At 71.4% G+C, this 18,299-nt stretch carries 13 protein-coding genes; 8 read left to right on the top strand and 5 right to left on the bottom strand.

The genetic code is table 11. The features are described from left to right. The first annotated feature begins 19 nt into the window (after positions 1-19). Positions 20-2,047, top strand: coding sequence for a tetratricopeptide repeat protein (locus WME73_RS38315; RefSeq protein ID WP_437912797.1), 2,028 nt, complete (start codon positions 20-22; stop codon positions 2,045-2,047). 58 nt (positions 2,048-2,105) lie between these two features. Then, the gene (locus tag WME73_RS38310; protein WP_437912795.1) at positions 2,106-3,083 is read left to right on the top strand and encodes a hypothetical protein; all 978 of its coding nucleotides are present in this window, start codon (positions 2,106-2,108) and stop codon (positions 3,081-3,083) included. A 44-nt stretch (positions 3,084-3,127) separates the two neighbouring features. Here the strand turns inward: WME73_RS38310 and WME73_RS38305 are convergent, their stop codons facing one another. From WME73_RS38305 to WME73_RS38295, 3 genes are all read right to left on the bottom strand, one after another. Then, positions 3,128-4,132 carry a hypothetical protein gene (locus WME73_RS38305; RefSeq protein WP_437912794.1) on the bottom strand — a complete coding sequence of 335 codons (1,005 nt, stop codon included), beginning with the start codon at positions 4,130-4,132 and terminating at the stop codon, positions 3,128-3,130. A 41-nt stretch (positions 4,133-4,173) separates the two neighbouring features. Then, positions 4,174-5,589: a protein-disulfide reductase DsbD family protein gene (locus WME73_RS38300; protein ID WP_437852506.1), complete on the bottom strand. Its 1,416-nt coding sequence runs from the start codon at positions 5,587-5,589 to the stop codon at positions 4,174-4,176. Positions 5,590-5,653: 64 nt separating this feature from the next. Further along, a complete protein-coding gene (locus WME73_RS38295; RefSeq protein ID WP_437912793.1) occupies positions 5,654-6,352 on the bottom strand; it encodes a tetratricopeptide repeat protein in 699 nt (232 codons plus the stop codon). 596 nt (positions 6,353-6,948) lie between these two features. Between WME73_RS38295 and WME73_RS38290 the strand changes: the two genes are divergently transcribed. The 5 genes from WME73_RS38290 to WME73_RS38270 all read left to right on the top strand — a co-directional run bounded on the left by WME73_RS38290 (position 6,949) and on the right by WME73_RS38270 (position 12,584). Beyond that, positions 6,949-7,224 (top strand): hypothetical protein, encoded by a 276-nt coding sequence (locus WME73_RS38290; RefSeq protein ID WP_437912792.1) that lies wholly within the window; start codon positions 6,949-6,951, stop codon positions 7,222-7,224. After that, positions 7,221-7,556: a hypothetical protein gene (locus WME73_RS38285; protein ID WP_437741227.1), complete on the top strand. Its 336-nt coding sequence runs from the start codon at positions 7,221-7,223 to the stop codon at positions 7,554-7,556. The genes WME73_RS38290 and WME73_RS38285 overlap by 4 nt, the downstream gene beginning before the upstream one ends. Positions 7,557-7,834: 278 nt before the next feature. After that, on the top strand, positions 7,835-8,953 hold the full coding sequence (locus tag WME73_RS38280) for a hypothetical protein (RefSeq protein WP_437741226.1): 1,119 nt from the start codon (positions 7,835-7,837) through the stop codon (positions 8,951-8,953). 166 nt (positions 8,954-9,119) lie between these two features. Next, positions 9,120-10,721, top strand: a complete 1,602-nt coding sequence (locus WME73_RS38275) for a DUF2254 family protein (protein WP_437741225.1) — start codon at positions 9,120-9,122, stop codon at positions 10,719-10,721. Between the two features lie 195 nt (positions 10,722-10,916). Further along, the gene (locus WME73_RS38270) at positions 10,917-12,584 is read left to right on the top strand and encodes a serine/threonine protein kinase (protein ID WP_437912791.1); all 1,668 of its coding nucleotides are present in this window, start codon (positions 10,917-10,919) and stop codon (positions 12,582-12,584) included. A 75-nt stretch (positions 12,585-12,659) separates the two neighbouring features. Here WME73_RS38270 and WME73_RS38265 read toward each other — a convergent pair whose 3' ends face one another. Together WME73_RS38265 and WME73_RS38260 are read right to left on the bottom strand one after the other, a co-directional pair. Further along, complete coding sequence (locus WME73_RS38265; protein WP_437912790.1) at positions 12,660-14,192, bottom strand: helicase HerA domain-containing protein; 1,533 nt, start codon at positions 14,190-14,192, stop codon at positions 12,660-12,662. A 250-nt stretch (positions 14,193-14,442) separates the two neighbouring features. Then, the gene (locus tag WME73_RS38260; protein WP_437741222.1) at positions 14,443-15,126 is read right to left on the bottom strand and encodes an FxLYD domain-containing protein; all 684 of its coding nucleotides are present in this window, start codon (positions 15,124-15,126) and stop codon (positions 14,443-14,445) included. Between the two features lie 1,493 nt (positions 15,127-16,619). On the opposite strand from WME73_RS38260, the gene WME73_RS38255 reads away from it, so the two are divergent. Further along, positions 16,620-18,293, top strand: coding sequence for a DUF1592 domain-containing protein (locus WME73_RS38255; RefSeq protein ID WP_437741221.1), 1,674 nt, complete (start codon positions 16,620-16,622; stop codon positions 18,291-18,293). The last annotated feature ends 6 nt before the right edge of the window (positions 18,294-18,299 follow it).

Below are 18,299 nucleotides of genomic sequence, written 5' to 3'. Positions count from 1 at the left end.
TGTGGTAGCGTCGGCGGCGATGGAGCGCCGGGAGCTCGACGGGCTGACGCGGGAGGAGCTGATAGCGCGCGCCGAGGGGCTCGGGGTGCCCCGGCCGCGCCTGCTCACGAAGGTCGAGCTCATCGACGAGATCGTGGCGCGCACCGCGCAGAGCGAGCCGGAGCGGGCCCGCCTCCGCGGCTTCCTCGGGCGGGCGCGCGATCTGCTCTCGCGCGTGGTCGAGCGGGGCCTGCACATGCCGGAGACCGCGCGCGCGCTGCGCGGCGAGGCGCCGCCGGAGCAGCGGCCGCCGCCAACGCCGCCGCCGCCGCGGTCCACCACGACGCTCGCCGAGATCTATGCGTCCCAGGGGCACACGGACCGCGCCATCGCGATGCTCGACGAGATCCTCGCGCGAGCGCCGGAGGACGAGGACGCGCGGCGGCTCCGGGAGAGGCTGATCGAGAGCGCGGCACGCGGGCAGGGGGCAGGCGTGGAAGCGCGGGACGCGGATGCGGAGGACGCGGAGGACGCGGACGCGGACGCGGACGCGGAGGATGCGGAGAGCGCCGCCGCGGAGGCTTCCCCTGCTCCGTTCGCGCGAGACGATGGCGCGACCGAGCCACGCGGGGCCGCCATCGCGAGCGAGCACCGGGGGGAGCCCGGGCCCGTTGCCGGAGCGCCTGGCGGCCTTCCGGTGCAGCCCCCGCGAGATCCTTCGCCTGCAGGTGCCGGAGCGACGGCGTCGCCCGTCGCCGCAGGGGGGGTGCTGGGTCTTGCGGCGGCCTTGCGCGACGAGCGGGCGGAGCTCCCGGCGCGGTATGACGTCGACGAGATCGTCGGCATCGCGGTCGATCACGAGACGATCTACCTCTACTGGGAAGTGCGTCCCAGGACGCTCGCGCGAGCGCGGGCGCGTCGCCCGGAAGGGCAGCTCGCGATCCGCGTCGTCGCGGTGCTCCCGAGCTGGGAGCGGCCCGTGGTCGAGCAGCGGGATCTCGCCATCGACGCGCTCTTCGGGGACATGTTCGTGCGCGACATCCCGTCCGGCGCGAACCTCCGTATGTGCACGGGCTGGCTCGCCGGCGAGGTGTTCGAGCCTTTCGCGGTCGGCCTCGAGGTCGCTGTGCCACGCGCGTTGCCGGCTTCGCCGAGATCGTCCTCGGAGGAGCCACCGGCCTCTGCGCCAGCGCTGACGGGCGAGACCTCGGAGGAGCCTCCGGCCTCTGCGTCAGCGCTGGCGGGCGAGACCTCGGAGGAGCCTCCGGTCTCTGCGCCGGAACCGACGAGCGAGATCCCGCCGGGCAGCCCCACTGCGGCGATGAACGTCGCCGAGCGGCACCTCGAGGGCGGCGTCGGCGATGCGGCATCGGCGCTGATCGCCGCGGGGACGGCGTCACCGTCGATTCTCGGTGCCAGGGGAGAGCACGGCGAGCCTGTCGTCGTGGTCGGCGCGAGCGGAGGCTCGGTGACCACGGCTCTTCCGGCGTCGAGCGCGCCGGTCGCCAGCGGTGACGCAGATGTCGAGGCGGCTGCGGCGGCGGTCGTCACGAGCAGCGACGTGGCGCCTGCTGCGCCGGCCGCGATCGGCGACGTGGCCGCCGAGGCTGTCCGAGCGGCCGCGCCTCACGGCCTCGAGGCGGTCGCGGCTGGGCGCAGCGCGACGCTCGTCGCGGAGCCGACGCTCGCGTTGCCCGACCAGGCGCCGTGGCGCTTCTCCTCGGGAACGGCGCCGACGCCGGAGGCGATCGCGCAGGCGGTCGCGGCGACCCGCGGCGCGGCGAGCGAGGGACCAGCCCGCTTCCCGTCAGGAACGGCGCCGACGCCGGAGGCGATCGCGCAGGCGGTCGCGGCGACCCGCGGCGGTTCGAGCGAGCTGCTCCGAGGAGGCGGCGGGAGCGCGGGACCTCACGCCAGCGAGGCGCTCCGGCGCACGAGCGCGGAGCGGGGCATCTCCCCGGGCGGCGGGCCGCGCCTTGGCGCCGATCGGGTCCGATCCCTTGGCGGTGGAGCGGAGCTCTGGCGGAGCTTCGCCACCCGGGCGCGCCCGCCTTCCCGGAGCCGCTGAGCGACCTGGTTGACCCGTCGCACGCAACTCGCGACGCGCGGCGGTCGACCCACCTCGCGTGCACCCGAACCACCGATCCATCGCAAGCTCCGCTCTCTTCCTCCTCGGCGCGCTCGCCTGCGCCCTGTTCACCCGGCAGGCGCGCGCCGAGCTCCCCCTCGACGACGAGCCCACGGCGCTCGACCCGCGGGTGGACCGCCTCGACACCGCGCCCCACGAGCTCTGGGCTGCGTCCCCGGGCAGCGCGCAGCCGCTCTGGCTCGCGGTGGAGCTCGGGATCGCTCGGCTCGAAGGGGGCGAGCGCTCCCTCACCGGCATGCTGCTCGCGAGCATCCCCCTCGAGCGGCTATCCGCCCGCCCTGGCGCGCCGTCTCCACCGCCCGCCGTCGCCGAACCTGCTGCGCCTCGGCTGAAGCCTGCCCCGGCGACCCCGAGCCCGCCACGCGCGGCGCCGGAGATCGAGCTCCCGGAGCCGCCTCCGCCCGCGCAGCCAGCCGAGGCCGAGCCGCCGCTCCCGCTGCCGGTCCGGGTCACGCCGGCGATGGCCCGCGCGATCGTCGAGGCGGCGCTGCGGCGATCCCGCCTCCTCGATCCCGAGGCGCGCATCGACGCGATCGCGTCGCGCGCGCGGACGTCATCGCTCTTCCCGGAGCTCCGGCTCCGCGTCTCTCGGCTCGTCGATGAAGCGGAGAGCCTGGCCCCCACGGAGTACGATCCGGCGCGAAGGACGGCGTCCGGCGGCACGAGCCTGTGGCTCGAGGCGCGCGCGACGTGGCGGCTCGACCGGATCGTCTTCGCCGACGAGGAGATCGCGCTGGAGCGCCTCCGCCGCGAGCGCGCCGAGCTGCAAACGAAGCTCACGGCGCGCGTCCTCGAGCTGCTCTTCGCGTGGCAGCGCGCCGTCGCGCTCGCGGCCGATCCGGGCCAGAGCCCCGAGGAGCACCGCGCCGCGACGCTCGCGGCGCTCGAAGCGGAGGCGTCCCTCGACCTGCTCACCGGCGGCTGGATGACGCGGTGGCGCGCTGCGCGCGAGTGAGCCCGCGCGCCTCCGCCTGCGCAGGGCGCCCGCGCGCTGCAGGGCTACAGGATGGTCTGCGAGAGCGTCACCGCGCGCCTGCCGGTACCGGCGTCTCCGTCGGGATCGGCCACCGTCACCTCGACCTCCACGACCTTCCCGAGCAGCTCCTCGATCTTCCGCTCGCCATCCAGCCGGAACCGCAGCCCGGCGAGCTTGCAGAAGCCGCCTTCGTCGGGATCCAGGGTGAAGATGACCTCGAGCGGCTCGATCGCATAGCCGAGCTCGGGCACGATGCCGTTCACCACGGTGAGCGAGCCGGAACGGCGCAGGTTCTTGAGACGGATGGCGACGAAGATGTGGTAGCCGCCTTGAGGTCCAGCCTCCACCTGGACCTCGTCGAGGTCATCGAGCGGGAAGTAGTCGGCCTGCCCCTCCCCGACGATGACGACCGGCTCGCCCCCGGCGGCCGGCTTGCAGACGTCCGGCTCCGCGCCCGCGTTCCACGAGGTGCTGTAGGGCTCGAGCTGCCGGGGATCCACGTCGGGGGCGCTGCAGCCGCCGGCCACGCAGGTCTGCGGCGCCGGGCAAGTGGCCGCCCCGGGCGCGACGACGCACTCCCGCTCGAGGCGCACCCGCAGCAGCAGCGTGCGGCCGCCGATCACCCGGGTCGACGCGGTCCGGGTGAGCAGCGGACCCTCGGCGTCCTCCGCTCCGAACGCCTCCAGGGAGATCTCCACGGCCGTGCCATCCTCGAGATCGCTGAAGAAGAACTCCCGCGGGAAGAACAGCTGCCCGTTCTTCTGCGCCAGCGCGTCCTCGTGGACCACGTCTCCGCCGGCCCGCAGGACGACGCGCAGCAGGTCGATGTCGGCGCCCGCGCGGAGCTCGCTCGTCACCCCGATCACCACGGTCCCGGTGGTGGGCCCCGCAGCACCGCAGCCTGCGACGAGCAGGGCGCAGAGCGCGAGGGCGGCGAGCAGGAAGCTGCGGATGTTCGTGGCGGCCTGGCGGCGATGGGCGCGGCGCCCATCGCTCCCTCCTCGCGGCGTTCGGTCCTCCTGAGCCATGCCGACGGCGTGTGCGGCGCGCTGCTGCCAGGCGCAGCGCGCTACTGGATGCCTTCGAGCGCGGCCAGGAACACGTCCGGGCCGACGAAGTCGTTGAACCGCTTCCGCTCGGCGCCGGTGGAGTCGTACAGCACCACCGTGGGCAGGCCGACGACCTTGTACTTGCCCTTCACCGCGTCGATCTGCGGATCCTCGTCGTCCGTGGCGTCGACCTTCACCGCGACGAAGTGCGCCGCCTTGGCCATGACACGGGGATCCGAGAAGGTCTCCTTCGCGAGCTGCTTGCAGGCGCCGCACCACTCCGCGGTGAAGTCCACGAGCAGCGGGCGCCCTTCCGCCTTCGCCTTGGAGACGGCCACCGGCTCCTCGTGCAGCCACGTGAGCTGCGGCGACACGGCCTCGCCGGCCACCGCCGACGGGACGGGCGAGGCGAGCTTTGGCAGATCCAGGCTCGCGACGAGCAGGAAGCTGCTGGCCACCGTGAGCGCGATCCCGGCCCCCTTGCGGGCCTTCACGCCGGCGCCTCCGTCGTCCCAGGAGAGGTGCACCGCGCCGAGCGCGAGGCCGACCGCGACGAGGCCCGCCATGACGGCCATGAACTGCGGCGTGGGCTGCGCGAGCGACGACAGCGCCGGGAAGGTCGTCTTCAGGAAATAGAGCGCGACGACCATCATCACGATCCCGAAGAACGACTTCACCCCCAGCATCCACTTGCCGCCCTTCGGCAGCGCGAACGCGAAGGCGCCGACGAGCCAGAACGGCAGGCCGAGCCCGAGGGAGAAGGTGGCGCCGACCAGCGCGCCGAGGCCGACGTTCTGGGTCTTCCCGATCCAGAGAATGATGCCCGTGAGGACAGGCCCGGTGCACGGCGCAGCGACGAGGCCGCTCACCAGACCGAGCAGGAAGGCGCCGCCGTAGCCGATGCCCCCGACCTGCGAGAGCCGCTGCATCAGGGTGTCCGGCAGCGTCATCTCGAACGCGCCGAACATGGACAGCGAGAGCGCGATGAACACCGCCGCGATGCCGACGATGACCCACCTGTTCGAGAGCACGCCGCCGAACAGGCTGCCCGTGAGCGCCGCGGCCACGAGCATCGTCGTGAAGAGCACGACGATCCCGAGCACGAAGCTCGTCGAGAGCAGCATCGCCTCGCGCCGGGACTTCGCCTCCCGCGCCCCGAAGATGCTCACCGTGATGGCGATCATCGGGTACACGCAGGGGGTGAGGCACGTGAGCAGCCCGCCCCCGAGCGCGGCGAGCGCGGCGAAGAGCGGGCCAGCCTCCAGACCGCGGGTGAAGAGATCGCGCGGATCATCGGCCAGCGCGAGCGCCGGGGACGCGAGCGTGGCGAGCGCGGCCAGCGCCGGGAGCGCGCGTCCGAGCGCGCCGCGCGCGCCGCGTCGGACACCCGCCGGCGCGGCGCCGGCGCTTGCCTTGAAACGAGTCGAAGCGGTCATCACCAAGGTTCTATAGCAAAGCGATCGGGGTCGTGCGGCGGGCCGCCGTCCGTTCAGGCCGGCATCAGCGTTCCGCGAGGGACGCGAGCGTCCGGCGCGCCGCATCGATCTCCGCGCCGAGCGCGATCGCGACCGCGGCCCTCCCCGAGGTGCTCCGCTGGACGAAGGCTTCCAGGTATTTCTTGGCCTCGTCCCAGCGATGGTCGAAGTAGGCCATCTGCCCGAGCACGAACCGGCCGTAACCCTGGCCTGCCGGCACCTCCGAGAGCCGATCGATCAGCGCGCCGAGCCCCTCCACCGGCTTGCCGCTCTCGCACTGCACGACGGCGAGGTGCCCCTGGTAGAGCGGCTTGTCCCGCGTGCCCCAGCGCGCCGCTCGTGTGAGCGCGCCGATCGCCTCGTCGTACCGGCGCGCCAGGTGATACACGCTGCCCAGCGTCCACCAGTGGAACGCCCTCCGGCTCGCCGGCCCCGTGCGCGCCGCCAGCCGGAGGTGCCCGACGGCCCCATCGATGTCCCCGAGGGCCTGCTTCGCGCGCGCCGCGTCCTGGTGGGCGACGTCGCTCAGCACGCCGAGCGCCAGGACCTGCTCCGCCACCTCGGCTGCCCGCTCGAAGCGGCGTGTCTCGAAATACGCGAGGTAGAGCTGCCGCAGCAGCATGGCCTGCGTCGTCCTGTCGAGCGGCCCCCGGAGCGACAGGCCCCGCCGCGCCCAGATCGCGCGCGATCGCGGGGTCGCCGCGCCCAGCGCGCGCCGCAACATCTCCTCCGCTGTCAGCGCCGCCGCGGGCGCGCGCCGTCGCGGCGCCTTGCTCGGCCGTTTCTCTCGTGGAGCATTGGGGCCAGCGTCATTCCCGCTGCCCGCAACGGACTGCGCCGTCGCTTTCGTGCGTCGCCGCGTACCCCCGGGGCCCGTACGGACGGATCGAGCGCCGCCCACGCTGTCACCGTGCTCGCTCGCCTTGCGCACAGAAAGCAATTCTAACAGACCTGCACACGCGTTCCAGCAATACGCGACGTTTCCATCTTGACTCGGGCCACATGGCTGGCAGGTGGCCGGTCGTGGACGACGGCGGTGTGCCGGCTGGGGTTGGCCGTTCGCCAGTACGGGCTGTCGGCTTCGGCTGGACCTTGTTGCGCCCCACCGAGCGTGGCGCCATCGTCGCGGCCATGCGTCGCCGTCCTGGCTCAACTTCCCTTCAAAGGAGGCGGTATTCCGTCTCCACGGTCTCCGGCAACCTGGGTCGGGTCCTCAACCTGGGTCGGGTCCTCAACCTGGGTCGGGTCCTCAACCTGGGTCGGGTCCTCAACCTGGGTCGGGTCCTCAATCTGGGTCGGGTCCTCAGGCTCGCGCCATGCTTGGCCTTGCTCGCCGGCCTGCCGCTTCTGGCCGGGTGCGGGCACCCGGCCAGCCGCGACGAGTGCGAGGCCATCTTCCGGAGGAGCGCCGAGATCGAGCTCCGGGCGCAGAACGTCGTCGACCCGAAGATCGTCGAGGAGCGCACGGCGGCGGTGCGGGACGCCCGCGGCAAGGAGCTCATCGACAGGTGCGTCGGGCGCCGCATCACCGATGCTGCGATGGTGTGCGTCCGGCAGGCAACGACCCCGGAGCAGGTCGATAAGTGTCTGGAGTGACGCGCCCCGCGACCCGCGCCGACGTCCTGGCAACCCTGGCGATCGTCCTGCTGGTGCTCGGTATCCTTGTGGGGCGCGCCGCGCTCCGCCGCGCCGCTCCACGCCCGTCCGCCGAGGCGTGCGCCGCGCTCCTCGATCGGTACGTCGAGCTCGTCCTGCGCGCGGCCAACCCCGAGCCCGCTGCCTCCCAGGTGGCCGAGAGGACCGCGATGGCGCGCGCGACCGCCGGGGAGCGCGGCTTCGTCCGCTGCGAGGCCGACCTCACGCAGGCGGAGGTGGCGTGCGCCCTCCAGGCGGGAACTGCGGACGACCTGGAGCGCTGTCTGCCCTGACGCGACCAGCGCGCGGTCCGCGGAGGACCAGCCCCGACATGCTCCCCTACCGAGGAGACGGTGAAGGAGCGGCGGAGGACGGGCGGAGGACGGGCGGAGGACGGGCGGAGGACGGGCGGAGGACGGGCGGAGGACGGCAGAAGAACGGCGGAGGAACGTGAAGGGACGCCGGCGCGCTGCGAATCGTTCCGGGCGCGCCGCGCTGTGATAGTCTCGGCCGTGGCGAGCGCTCCCCGCTGGCGCGATCTCCTCACCTCCCCACCCTCGGATTGCCTGTCGTGAAAGCCCCGTCGCCCTTGCTCGGCTTCAACAACAACGTCCGGCACAAGGGGCGGTTGTTCCACATACAGACTGAGGACTCGGGCATTCGCCATCCTCACATCATCACGCACCTCTTCGCCGACGGCGGGCGCATCCTCAAGACCACGAAGACCTCGTACGCGGAGCACGTCGGTCAGGCCTCGCTCGCGGAGACGGTCCGCGGCCTCATGAAGGAGCAGCACAAGGCGATGTTCATCGCCCTGCGCGACGGTCATTTCGACTACCTCTTCGACGACACCGCCGCCCCGCCCGTGTCAGCAGGCGCCGTGTCCGCAGGCGCCGCCCCCGCCCCGTCGCATCCGGAGGCGAGCAAGCCCGCGCGGGCGTCGTCGCCGTCGTCGCCCGAGGTGACGGGCGCGCCGAAGCCGCCCCCGCCGTCCCGGCCCCTCACGCCGCCCGTCATGCCGCCCGTCGTGCCCGATGCGTCGCCGCGCCCGAAGCCGGCAGCCGCGCCGACGCCGGCGCCCAGGCCCGCCGCGCCGCCCGCAAGGCCAGCGGCCGCGCCCCTCGCCACGGCGCCGCGCGCCCCGGCGGCCGAGCCGGCGCCCGCTTCGGCCGGCGGGCGCCCCCGGCTAGAGCTCGATCCCGTCGCGCTCCAGGCGCTCGGCGGCGGGCGCGCGGCCAGCCCGCTCGCCGGCAGGGCCGTACGCCCGGCGTCGCCCGCCGAGATTAAGCCCGAACAACCGTCCATCGATCTCGATCTCGACGCGCTGGAGCGCGCCGCAGCCGAGGCACAGACGCCGTTCTTTCAGCAGATCCAGGACCTCCCGCCGCCGCCAGCGTCGGTGATCGGGCGGCGGGCGGAGTCCGCGGCCTCCGGCGCCGGGGTCTACAGCAATGTCCACCCCGAGCAGCCCGTCGCGCCGCCCGCGCCCCAGGTCGCGGTCGAGCATTTCTCGGGCGGCCCTGGCTCCGGCCGCTACGCGGCCTCGCGCCCGGCCAGCATCTTCGCGACGAACCGGCCGGCGGAGGGCGCCTCGATCTTCGGTGAGGACCTGATCAGCGAGAAATCGCTCGACGAGGTGATCCTCAGCTACCTCGCGGAAGATCTCGACAGCCCCCCGGAGAAGAAATAGCCGGGCTGCCGCCTGGCGTGGCGGACGCGTGGAGCAGGTGCGTGGGGGGCAGCGTGGAGCGGGAGGGCAGGCGGGTCGGCAAGCAGGTCGACCGAGCGGCGGTCACCTGATGAGACCCGATCGGACCGCAGACGACGCCGAACGACAGCGTCGCAGGGGCGCGACCATGGCCCGCATCTGGCTGCGGCCGATGTCGTATCTCCTGGGCGTCAGCGTCGCGACCCTCGCCGTCGTCCACCTGCTCGACGTCGCGCGACACGAGAACGCGCACCTCTCGCTCTGGGAGGTGTTTGCGCGCATGTCGCCGAGCGACGCCGAGCACATCATGGGCGGCATCGGCGAGGTCATCGCCGCCATCCTCGGCATCGTCATCACGGTCGCGTCCATCATCGTGCAGCTCGCCGCGAACCGTTACACGCCGCGGATCACCGAGATGTTCTTCCGCGACCGGACGAACATGCTCGTGATGGGCTTCTTCGTCGTCAGCGCGGTGTTCTCGCTGTGGGTCAACTTCTCGATCCGCGTCGGCGGGGGCGCCCCGACCGAGGACGTCTTCGTCCCCGTCTACGGCGTCCTCGTCACGATGGGGCTGCTCACCGCGAGCCTGCTCATGATGGCGCCCTACTTCGGGTACGTGTTCGACTTCGTCGAGCCCGACAACGTGGTCCGGCGGATCAAGACGAGCGGCGTCGAGCAGGCGCTGCGCCCCGCGGGCGGAGAGGGTGAGGCCGAGGTCGACGAGCGGCGGGTGACGGCGCTCTCGTCGCTGGAGCAGCTCGCCGACGTGGCGCTCAACGCGATCGACCAGAAGGACAAGGGGATCGCGTCGAAGACGATCGACTCGCTGTCGGAGCTCGTCGTCGCGTACCTGCCCCACAAGGCGACGCTGGATCCGCGCTGGTTCCAGATCCGCGATCGCCTCGCGAAGGACACCGACTTCGTGAGCATGAACGCCGAGGCGCTCGGCAAGCTGTCGACCGCGCGGACCTGGCTCGAGTACAAGGCGCTCCGCCAGTTCTTGATGGTCTATCGCGAGGCGCTCACGGCGATGCCCGACCTCATCACGCGCATCGCCATCGACACGCGCTACATCGGGCAGACCGCCATCGCCGCAGGAGACCGGGCGGCCGTCGCGGTCGTCGTGAAGTTCTTCAACACCTACATGCGCAGGTCGCTCAACGCGAAGGACATCGCCGCGGCCTACAACAACCTGAACCAGTACCGCTACCTCGCGGAGGAGCTGCTCAAGGCGGGGTGGGGGGATCAGGTCCTCGAGATCGCGCGTCATTTCAAGTACTACGCGCAGACGGCGCACGCGATGGGGCTCGCGTTCCTCACCGAGACCGTCGCGTTCGATCTCTGCGTGGTCAACGAGCGCGCGTACGACCTGCACGCACCTGCCCGGGACGAGCTGCTCCAGCTCTTCCTCGAGGTGGACAAGGAAGCGGAGCTCGATCAGCAGGAGCCGTCGCTCCGCGGCGTCCGCAAGGCGCAGGTCAAGCTCGCCACGTACTACCTGCAGAAGGGTGAGGAGGCGCTCGCGCGGAAGATCTACCGCGACATGCGCGACGAGCGGCCCGACAGGCTGCGCTCCATCCGCGCGGAGCTCCTGGCCGTGACGAGCAACGAGTTCTGGGAGATCAACGACCGGGGCGCCGTGTTCGAGTACATCGAGCCCGAGCGGCGCCAGCTCATCCACCGCTTCTTCGAGTGGTTCCCGGCGACGACCATGCGGGAGCCGATCCGCGAGGAGCACACGCAGGAGTGAGCGAGGCGTGAGCGGCGCCCTCTCGGTGAGGCGGGCCCCAGTCCATGCAGGCTGGATCTGCGCCGGGCATCGACGCGGTGATTCCTGCGGCGCGCGGGCAGCGGTAGGATCGGGCATGCCTTGCTTGCACCCTCTCCACCCCGAGCAGGAGGGCTAGCCTCGACGGAGTCGAGATCGAGCGCTGCACACCACGAGATGCCCGCCTCCCGCCCGCGTCGCAAGAACGCCGAGTCCGATCCGCCGCCGGAGCTGTTCGCCGGCAAGTACCGGCTCATCCGGATGCTGGGCAAGGGCGGGATGGGGGAGGTGTGGCTCGCCGAGGAGGGGCCTCCCGACCTCCGGCGCCACGTCGCGCTGAAGCGGCTGGTCCCGAGGCCAGGGCTCGGCGAGAGCGCGAGGGAGTCGTTCTTCGCCGAGGCCCTGGTGATCGCGCGGCTCGATCACCCGAACGTCGTCCGGCTGGTCGAGTTCGGGGAATTCGAGGGCTCCGTGTACCTCGCGCTCGACTACATCGACGGCCCTGCCCTCGATCGCGTGCTCAGGAAGGTGGGCGCGTTCTCGCCGCGCGCCGTGGCCTACATCGGCCGGGAGATGGCGAGGGCGCTCGAGGCGGTGCACAGCCTGTGCGAGGACGAAGGGCAGAGCTACGCGGTCGTCCACCGCGACGTCTCGCCGTCCAACATCCTGATCGGGCGGGACGGCCGCGTCTGCCTGACCGACTTCGGCGTCGCGCGGATACCGGGCCTCGCGGACGAGCAGTCCGAGAGCAGCGTGTTCAAGGGGAAGCTCCCGTACATGCCTCCGGAGCAGGCGCGCGGGGAGCCGTTCGACGGGCGCGCGGACGTGTTCTCCCTGGGGATCACGCTCCTGGAGGCGCTGCTCGGCAGCCGCGTGCGCAAGGCCGAGACGCAGAGACAGCTGATCATGGGCGTCGCGTCGCTGCCGATCCCTCGCACGCGCGAGCTCCTGCCCGACCTGAGCGCGCGGCTCTCGGCTGCGCTCGACGCGGCGACCGAGTTCTCCATCGAGAAGCGGACCGCCAGCGCGGGCAGGCTGGCCGGCGATCTGGAGCAAGTGCTCCGCGACATGGGCCACGGCGCCGAGGAAGAGGCCCGGAGCGAGCTGAAGGAGCACGTCGAGGCCTGCATCGCGAGGACGGGCTCGCTGAGCGGCGCCGGTCACCGCGCCTCACCGTCGCTCCCTCCGGAGAGCGCGCCGAGACAGAGCTCGCCGGGCCTCGGGCGAAAGGCGCCGGCGGCCGCGACCACGTCCGCTGACCGTAGGTCGGTCCGCCCGTCGTCGCCCGATGGACGGCACGGCGTTCCTGCGGCGGGCCGCAGCGACGCCCCGCTCCCTCTCGGCGCCGCGACGGGCTCGCTCTCGGTGCAGTACCTCGATTTCGACGGCCCGGACGATGTTCCGCAGCGCCCGCGCCTGCACGCGATGTCGACCACGCCGGAGGGGGAGCTCCAGCGAGGGCTGGCCGCGGTCCAGGCTGCGAACGGCGTCGCTTCCACGGCGAGCACGCCGCCCGTCGCGGGCAGGCCATCCGGGGCGAGCAGGCCGCCCGTCGCGGGCAGGCCGTCCGGAGCGAGCACGCCGCCCGTCGCGGGCAGGCCATCCGGAGCGAGCACGCCGCCCGTCGCGGGCAGGCCGGCTGGAGAGAGCAGGCCGCCGGCAGTTAGCGAGCCGATCGCGGCGCCGGCGGTGCACGCCGGCGGGGAGGCGGCGCCTGGTGAGGAGCCCGCGTCTACCGGGCTCAGCGCCGAGCAGCTGCGGCGCAAACGGACGATCTTCTATGCAGGGCTGTTCGTGCTCGGGACGCTGGCGACGATCCGCCTGATCTTCGTTTCCTACTGCTAGCGCAGCTCGGGCGGCGCCTGCGCGCCTCGAGCGTCTGGGCGCCCCCGCCAGGGCTCGGCTCGGAGCCGCCTCTCGTCAGCCGCTCTGGATCGCGCGGAGCACGGCCGCCTCGTTGAGCGCGTGACGGCCGCCCTGGAGCGAGGCGAAGCCCGCGCGGGCGAGCGCGGTGAGCGCGTGCGCGGCGCGCCGGATCTCGACCTGGCTGCGTGAGCCGCCGCGGGCGGCGAGCTCCTCCGCGGTCAGCGCCGCGCCGCGGGCGAGCAGCTTCGCGGCCAGCGCGACGTGCGCCACGGACCGGGGGGATCGGCGCCGCGCGTGGCTCCTCGCGGCGCTCACCATCTGCTTGACGCCGCGCACCTCGAGCATCGTGGTGGCCGGCATCGCGAGATCCCGGAGCGACGGAGAGGCCGGTTTCGTGATGATCTTCACGGCCGCGCCGCCCGATGCCGCGGCGGGCGCGAGCGCGGGCGCCCCAGCGACGCGGTCCATGGGCGCGCCGAGCGCGGGAGCCGCGGGGGCGCGCGGAGCGGCAGCCGCCGGCGCCTGCGCGACCTCGCCATGGCCAACGCGCGCCACGATCTCGCTCTGGATAACCACCTTGACGACGCCGGCCACCTGAAGCGCGGTGCGCAGCTGCCCGGCCTCGGCCTCGGCGGCTCTGCGCGCCTCGTCGGCCCGGGCGAGCTGCTGCTGGAGCCGGCGGATCTCGGCCCGCAGCGCGGCGCTCGGATCCGGGCCTTGCTGGCTCGCGCTCTCGGCCGCGAGCGCCTCGCGCAGCTCGTCGAGGAGCGTGCTCAGCGTGGCGTCCGCGACGCGCGGCACGCCGCCGGGCTCACCGGTCCAGCTCGGCGCCTCGCCGCCGTGGGCGGTGTGGCGGGCGCGCCAGCGCTCGAATCCCCCGGCGGCGGGCAGGAAGAACTCGCCGGCCGGGAGCGCGCGGAACTCCTCGAACGTGTGCCCGTCGACGAGCGCCCTCACCGCGTCGTAGTCGCGCTCGATCTCGAAGCCGCCGATGGCGGGGAAGTTGAGCTGGCTCATGAGCTCCTTCGAGACCGCCTGCGTGCGCTGGCTGGCGACGACGAGGAGGACGCCGCGCTTGCGGCCCTGCTTCGCGAACCGGTGCAAGATGTCCGAGGTGAGCGACGCGCCCGATTGAGGCGCGAAGATGTGCACCTCCTCGATCACGACGGCCGCCGGGGCGCGGCGCTCCGAGAGGAGGACCCAGAGCCGCTCGAGGAACGGGAGCGCGGCCTCTTGCTGGGAGCGGCTCGTCGGCTGATCCGACAGATCGACGATGAGGCCGAGCCCTTCGTCGAGCACCCTCGCGAGCGCGATCTCCGCCGCGCGCTCGCCGGAGGGCAGCGGCAGGTCCGCGTGGGCGCCCCCGAGGACGAGGACGCGGAACCGCTCGCGCAGCGTGTAGAGCTCCCCCTCGGGATCGATCGCGACGACAGGGATGCCGGCGGCGAGCAGCTCCTCGCAGAGGACCCCGACGCCGAAGCTCTTGCCCCGGCCGGAGGAGGCCCAGATGCCGACCCGCAGCCCGGTGCGCGCGTAGTCGGAGAGGTCGAGCTGGTAGCCGTCGCAGAGGGAGAGGATGGGGCTCACTGGGTCGCTTCGGGCCGGGGGTAGGATCGGCGCGCTCGTGGTGAACTGTAGGCGAGCGCGCGGACGCGCGGGAGGCGGGGGCAGCATCGCGGCGGAGTCAAAGGCCACAGGGCATGTCGCGCCTCTCTGCGATCGGGCGCGGCCCGCGCTACGGGCTCATCCGCGCCGTTCGGCTCGCTGCGGCGTACCTTCCTGCGCCTCATTCGCCTGCCCCTGGCCGAATCCGTACCACACGAACCTGCACCCCGCTTCACGGAGGAACCGAAACCGTCGGATAGGCGACGTGACCAACGCCGACATCGTCCACGGTAGTCGTCTCGAAGGTCCAGATCCCGCCGGGCGGAATGTCGGCGGCCGCGCTGCTCGTCGCCATGCCGAGCGGTCGTCCGACTCGATTCACCGGGAAGACCGTTATCTTGGGATCGCTCACTGCCACATCGAGTCGGTTCTCGAGCGTGCCCATGTAGGCGCTCCCGGCGCCTCTGCCGACGGTCTTCACCTCGCTGACGTTGACGGCATCGACAGGGACCACGCCCACGGTGAAGGCCGGAAACCTGTGTTTCAGATACCCGAGCTCCTCGATCACGAGGTCACCTGGGAGATCCGCTGAGCCCGTCATCGCGATCTCGCCCGGGCCGATGCAGGGGATCATCACGCCAGAGCCGTCGTCCAGCCGATAGAGCCGACCGCTGAGCAAGCTGCCGCCCCAGGTTGTCACGAGCTGTTCGGCCTTGTCGATGAAGTAAAACATCAGGCCGGCGTCGCAGGACGGGGTCTCCCCGTCATTTCTGACCGCGGCGTAGAGCTCCGGGCCCGTCGCCCCCTGCACCAGGGTGAAGGCAACCAGCTTGAGCCCAGCCCCTTCCTCGTCCATGTCGGTGCTGGACAAGCCTTCCGGCACGAAATGAAGGCCCTCGCCAGGGTCCCCGCCCATGCCGCCCCCGCCCGCCTCCGAGCCGCTCGAGCCAGCTCCCGCCTCGCCGCCGCCCCCGCCTCCGCTGCTCGCGGCTCCGCCGACTGGCAGGAGGACTCCACCGCTCCCCGACGAGCCGCCGCTGGCAGTATCCCCGCCGCTGCCGGGTCCGCTCCCGCCGTTGCCCGCCCCATCATCGGGGGGGCTCGCCGAGCATGCGAGAGGGAGGGCAAGAGTGACAGCCCCGATGACGACCAAGGACTTCGATTGCATCGTTGTGCAGAGGGCGCGGGGCAGGGAAGCTGGCTTCCGAGGGCTCACGCTAGCGTCACACCGCCTCTCGGGCAAGCGCCAACCTGCTGAAGCCTGGAGAGCGAGTGTTCAAGTCCAAAAGCCCACGACTCCACGACGACGACACCGAGTCTTCATCCGCGGTAGCCCCCGCGTTCTCAGCGGCCGCCGGGCGAATCTCCTCGACGAGCGCCTCGACGCGCCCGGTCGACACCCGCACATCATCGACCCAACGCCTGGTCGAGCGGGGCCGCGCGCCCGCTCTCGCGAAGGCCGCGGAGGAAGGGGAGGCCGCGCCCTCCCATGAACCGCGTCGACGACGTCGCGAGCAAACCCGGCTTTCCGAGCCAGAAGTGACCGCCCCGACCGCAGATGACCCGATTGGCGTGATGGTCCTCACGTTGGGTGATGCGGCGCGTTGCCCACGAATGACACGAGGTTTGGAATGCCATGGTTGCACATTTGGGGACCTACTGGATTCGTGAGACCCGTGCGCCCGCGCAAGAAGCGCCGGCCTCTCGCGGCCGAGCGAGCTCTCGTCGAGCGCTCCTTAACTGCTGTCGATCGGCCGCTCGAGCCCGGCGACAGATGCTCCGTTCCCATTGGCGCTATCCAGCATGGTTGTATCTCGCGGGCGCACTTTTTAGTTTGAGAACTCGCGCGGATGGAGCTCTATCTAGAGGAAGGTTGAATCGCCCGCGCGCCGCTGGCGCGCGCAGGGCTCGACGTCAACGCCGCGTTGCGGCGTGATCGACGGGCACGGCGAGGGACATCCCCCGACCGTCGACGGCGCCTCGTGCGGTGTCGTGGTCCACGCGTACTCTCCATTCCGCGGCGCTCGAGCTCGACGGGGCGGCCGAGGAGAGCGTTTTTATGGCTCCGATCGCGCCGCCGCGCCGCGTCGCAATGACGCGCTTGGCGGCCCCTGCAGCGGCCCGCGCGCGTCGCTGTTCCGCAGCGAACTCGGCGTCCGCGCGCCAATCGGGCAGTTTCTCGAGGTCGAAGAGGGCATCAGGGCGCCGCTCGTACGCCGGTGTTTCACTATCACGTCTCCAGAGGAAGCGGTCGGCCAGACGCGCGTGATCTCCCGGATGGCGACCCTCGGACTGATTCATAACTTTTGATCCGCTCCCATGATCACTTCGGTGCGGACCGGGAATAGTGAGGTCATGCGAACGTTACGGCAACTATCGTACATTGGTACGACAACATTTTTCACCTCATTGACCTTCCTCGCTGGGTGCACCGGCGAGATAGCGCCCGGCGATGGTGAGATCACCGGCGGCGGGGAGACCTCCGGCAGCGGCAGCGGCAGCGGCAGCACCGGTTCGGGGGGCACGGACGAGCCCGACAACGGTCCCCCCGAGAAGTGCATCCCCGGCATCCCGATCACGAGCCAGATCCCTCGGCTGCTGAACCGGCAGTACGACAATACGGTGCGGGATCTCCTTGGCGTCACCAGCGTCGACAGCAAGCTGCCGTCCGAGCAGCTCGTCGACGACTTCGACGGCCCGATGACCCCTGACGCGTGGCGTCTCTATCAAGAGGTTGCCGAGAAGATCGCCAAGGCGGTGATGGCTGGGTCGAACAAGTCCAAGTTCATCAGCTGCGATCCTGCGGCGGCCGGCTGCTTGGAGCAGACCATCAAGACCTTCGGCCGCAAGGCGTTCCGTCGCCCGCTGACCGATCTGGAGGTGGCGCGGTTCCAGAAGCTGGGCCAGATTACGCCGGCAGGGACGCCCGCCGAGGTCGCCGAGGCAACGCTGGTCGGCTTCCTCGTGTCGCCGTCGTTCCTCATGCTCCCCGAGCTGGCGACCGACGCGGATGCGTCGGGTCAGGGCATCAAGCTGTCCAGCTACGAGGTGGCGACGAAGCTTTCGTACTTGCTCTGGGGCTCCGCTCCGGACGAGGTGCTGAGCGCGGCGGCCGACAGCAACGAGCTCCAGACCAAGGAGCAGATTCTGGCCCAGGCGCAGCGCATGATCGCTGTGCGCGAGAAGACCGGGCCGCTCGTGACGGCATTCCATCGCAACTGGGCGCAGATGAACAATGGAAACGCCCACTGGTGGAAGATGGATCACGACACCGAGACGTATCCGTTGTACTCCGACGCCGCCAAGCCCAGCTGGCAGGCAGAGCTCGACGCCTTCTTCGAAGACATCGCGTTCGAGAACGGTTCGTTCGACGACCTCCTCCTCAGCAATGTCGCCTTCGTCAACAAGGACAACGCGGCGATCTATGGGCTCGATCCTGCGAGCTACGGCACCGAGCTGACCAAGGTGGAGCTGGACGCCAACCAGCGGCCGGGCTTCCTGACGCGCGTCGGGTTCTTGAGCTCCTACGCGGGCTACGACGCCACGAGCCCGATCCTGCGAGGCGCGTTCATCTCGGTGTACCTGCTCGGCGTCAATCCGGGGCCGCCCATCCCCGGCGCCACCATGCAGACCGTTCAGGGCGACTTCGCAACGCAACGCGCGAGGATCGAAAAGCTGACGGAGCCGGCATCCTGCAAAGGCTGCCACTCGGTCATCAATCCTCCGGGATTCGTGATGGAGAACTTCGACGGCATCGGAAAGTGGCAGACGACCGATCCTCTTGGTGGTGCGATCGACGCAAGCGTCACGACGAACACCATCGACTTCGGCGACGGTAACGTGAAGGAGATCTCCTCTCCGCTGGCGCTCATGCAGGAAATCGCTCAGCTTCAGAAGGCCAAGCAGCTTTACGCTGAGTCGTGGGTCTCCTATGCCTTCGGGCGGGATCCGAACGGGAAAGATAAGTGCGTCGTCGATCAGATCGACATGAATCTGTCTGAGGGGGGCTACAGCATCCTCAACCTGCTGGCCGATCTCACTCAAGCGGATTCCTTCCGCGTGCGCGTCCGCGAAACGCCGTGAAAGCTG

Source organism: Sorangium sp. So ce302, assembly GCF_051530145.1.
Lineage (GTDB): Bacteria > Myxococcota_A > Polyangia > Polyangiales > Polyangiaceae > Sorangium > Sorangium cellulosum_B.
This window is presented reverse-complemented; position numbering and strand designations above follow the sequence as displayed.

What these genes read in the sequence shown, in the direction of transcription:
- WME73_RS38315 (WP_437912797.1), top strand. Translation starts at nt 20, where the DNA reads ATGGAGCGCCGGGAGCTCGACGGGCTGACGCGGGAGGAGCTGATAGCG.
- WME73_RS38305 (WP_437912794.1), bottom strand. Translation starts at nt 4,132, where the DNA reads ATGGCTCAGGAGGACCGAACGCCGCGAGGAGGGAGCGATGGGCGCCGC.
- WME73_RS38300 (WP_437852506.1), bottom strand. Translation starts at nt 5,589, where the DNA reads ATGACCGCTTCGACTCGTTTCAAGGCAAGCGCCGGCGCCGCGCCGGCG.
- WME73_RS38295 (WP_437912793.1), bottom strand. Translation starts at nt 6,352, where the DNA reads ATGTTGCGGCGCGCGCTGGGCGCGGCGACCCCGCGATCGCGCGCGATC.
- WME73_RS38275 (WP_437741225.1), top strand. Translation starts at nt 9,120, where the DNA reads ATGGCCCGCATCTGGCTGCGGCCGATGTCGTATCTCCTGGGCGTCAGC.
- WME73_RS38270 (WP_437912791.1), top strand. Translation starts at nt 10,917, where the DNA reads ATGCCCGCCTCCCGCCCGCGTCGCAAGAACGCCGAGTCCGATCCGCCG.
- WME73_RS38260 (WP_437741222.1), bottom strand. Translation starts at nt 15,126, where the DNA reads ATGGGCGGGGACCCTGGCGAGGGCCTTCATTTCGTGCCGGAAGGCTTG.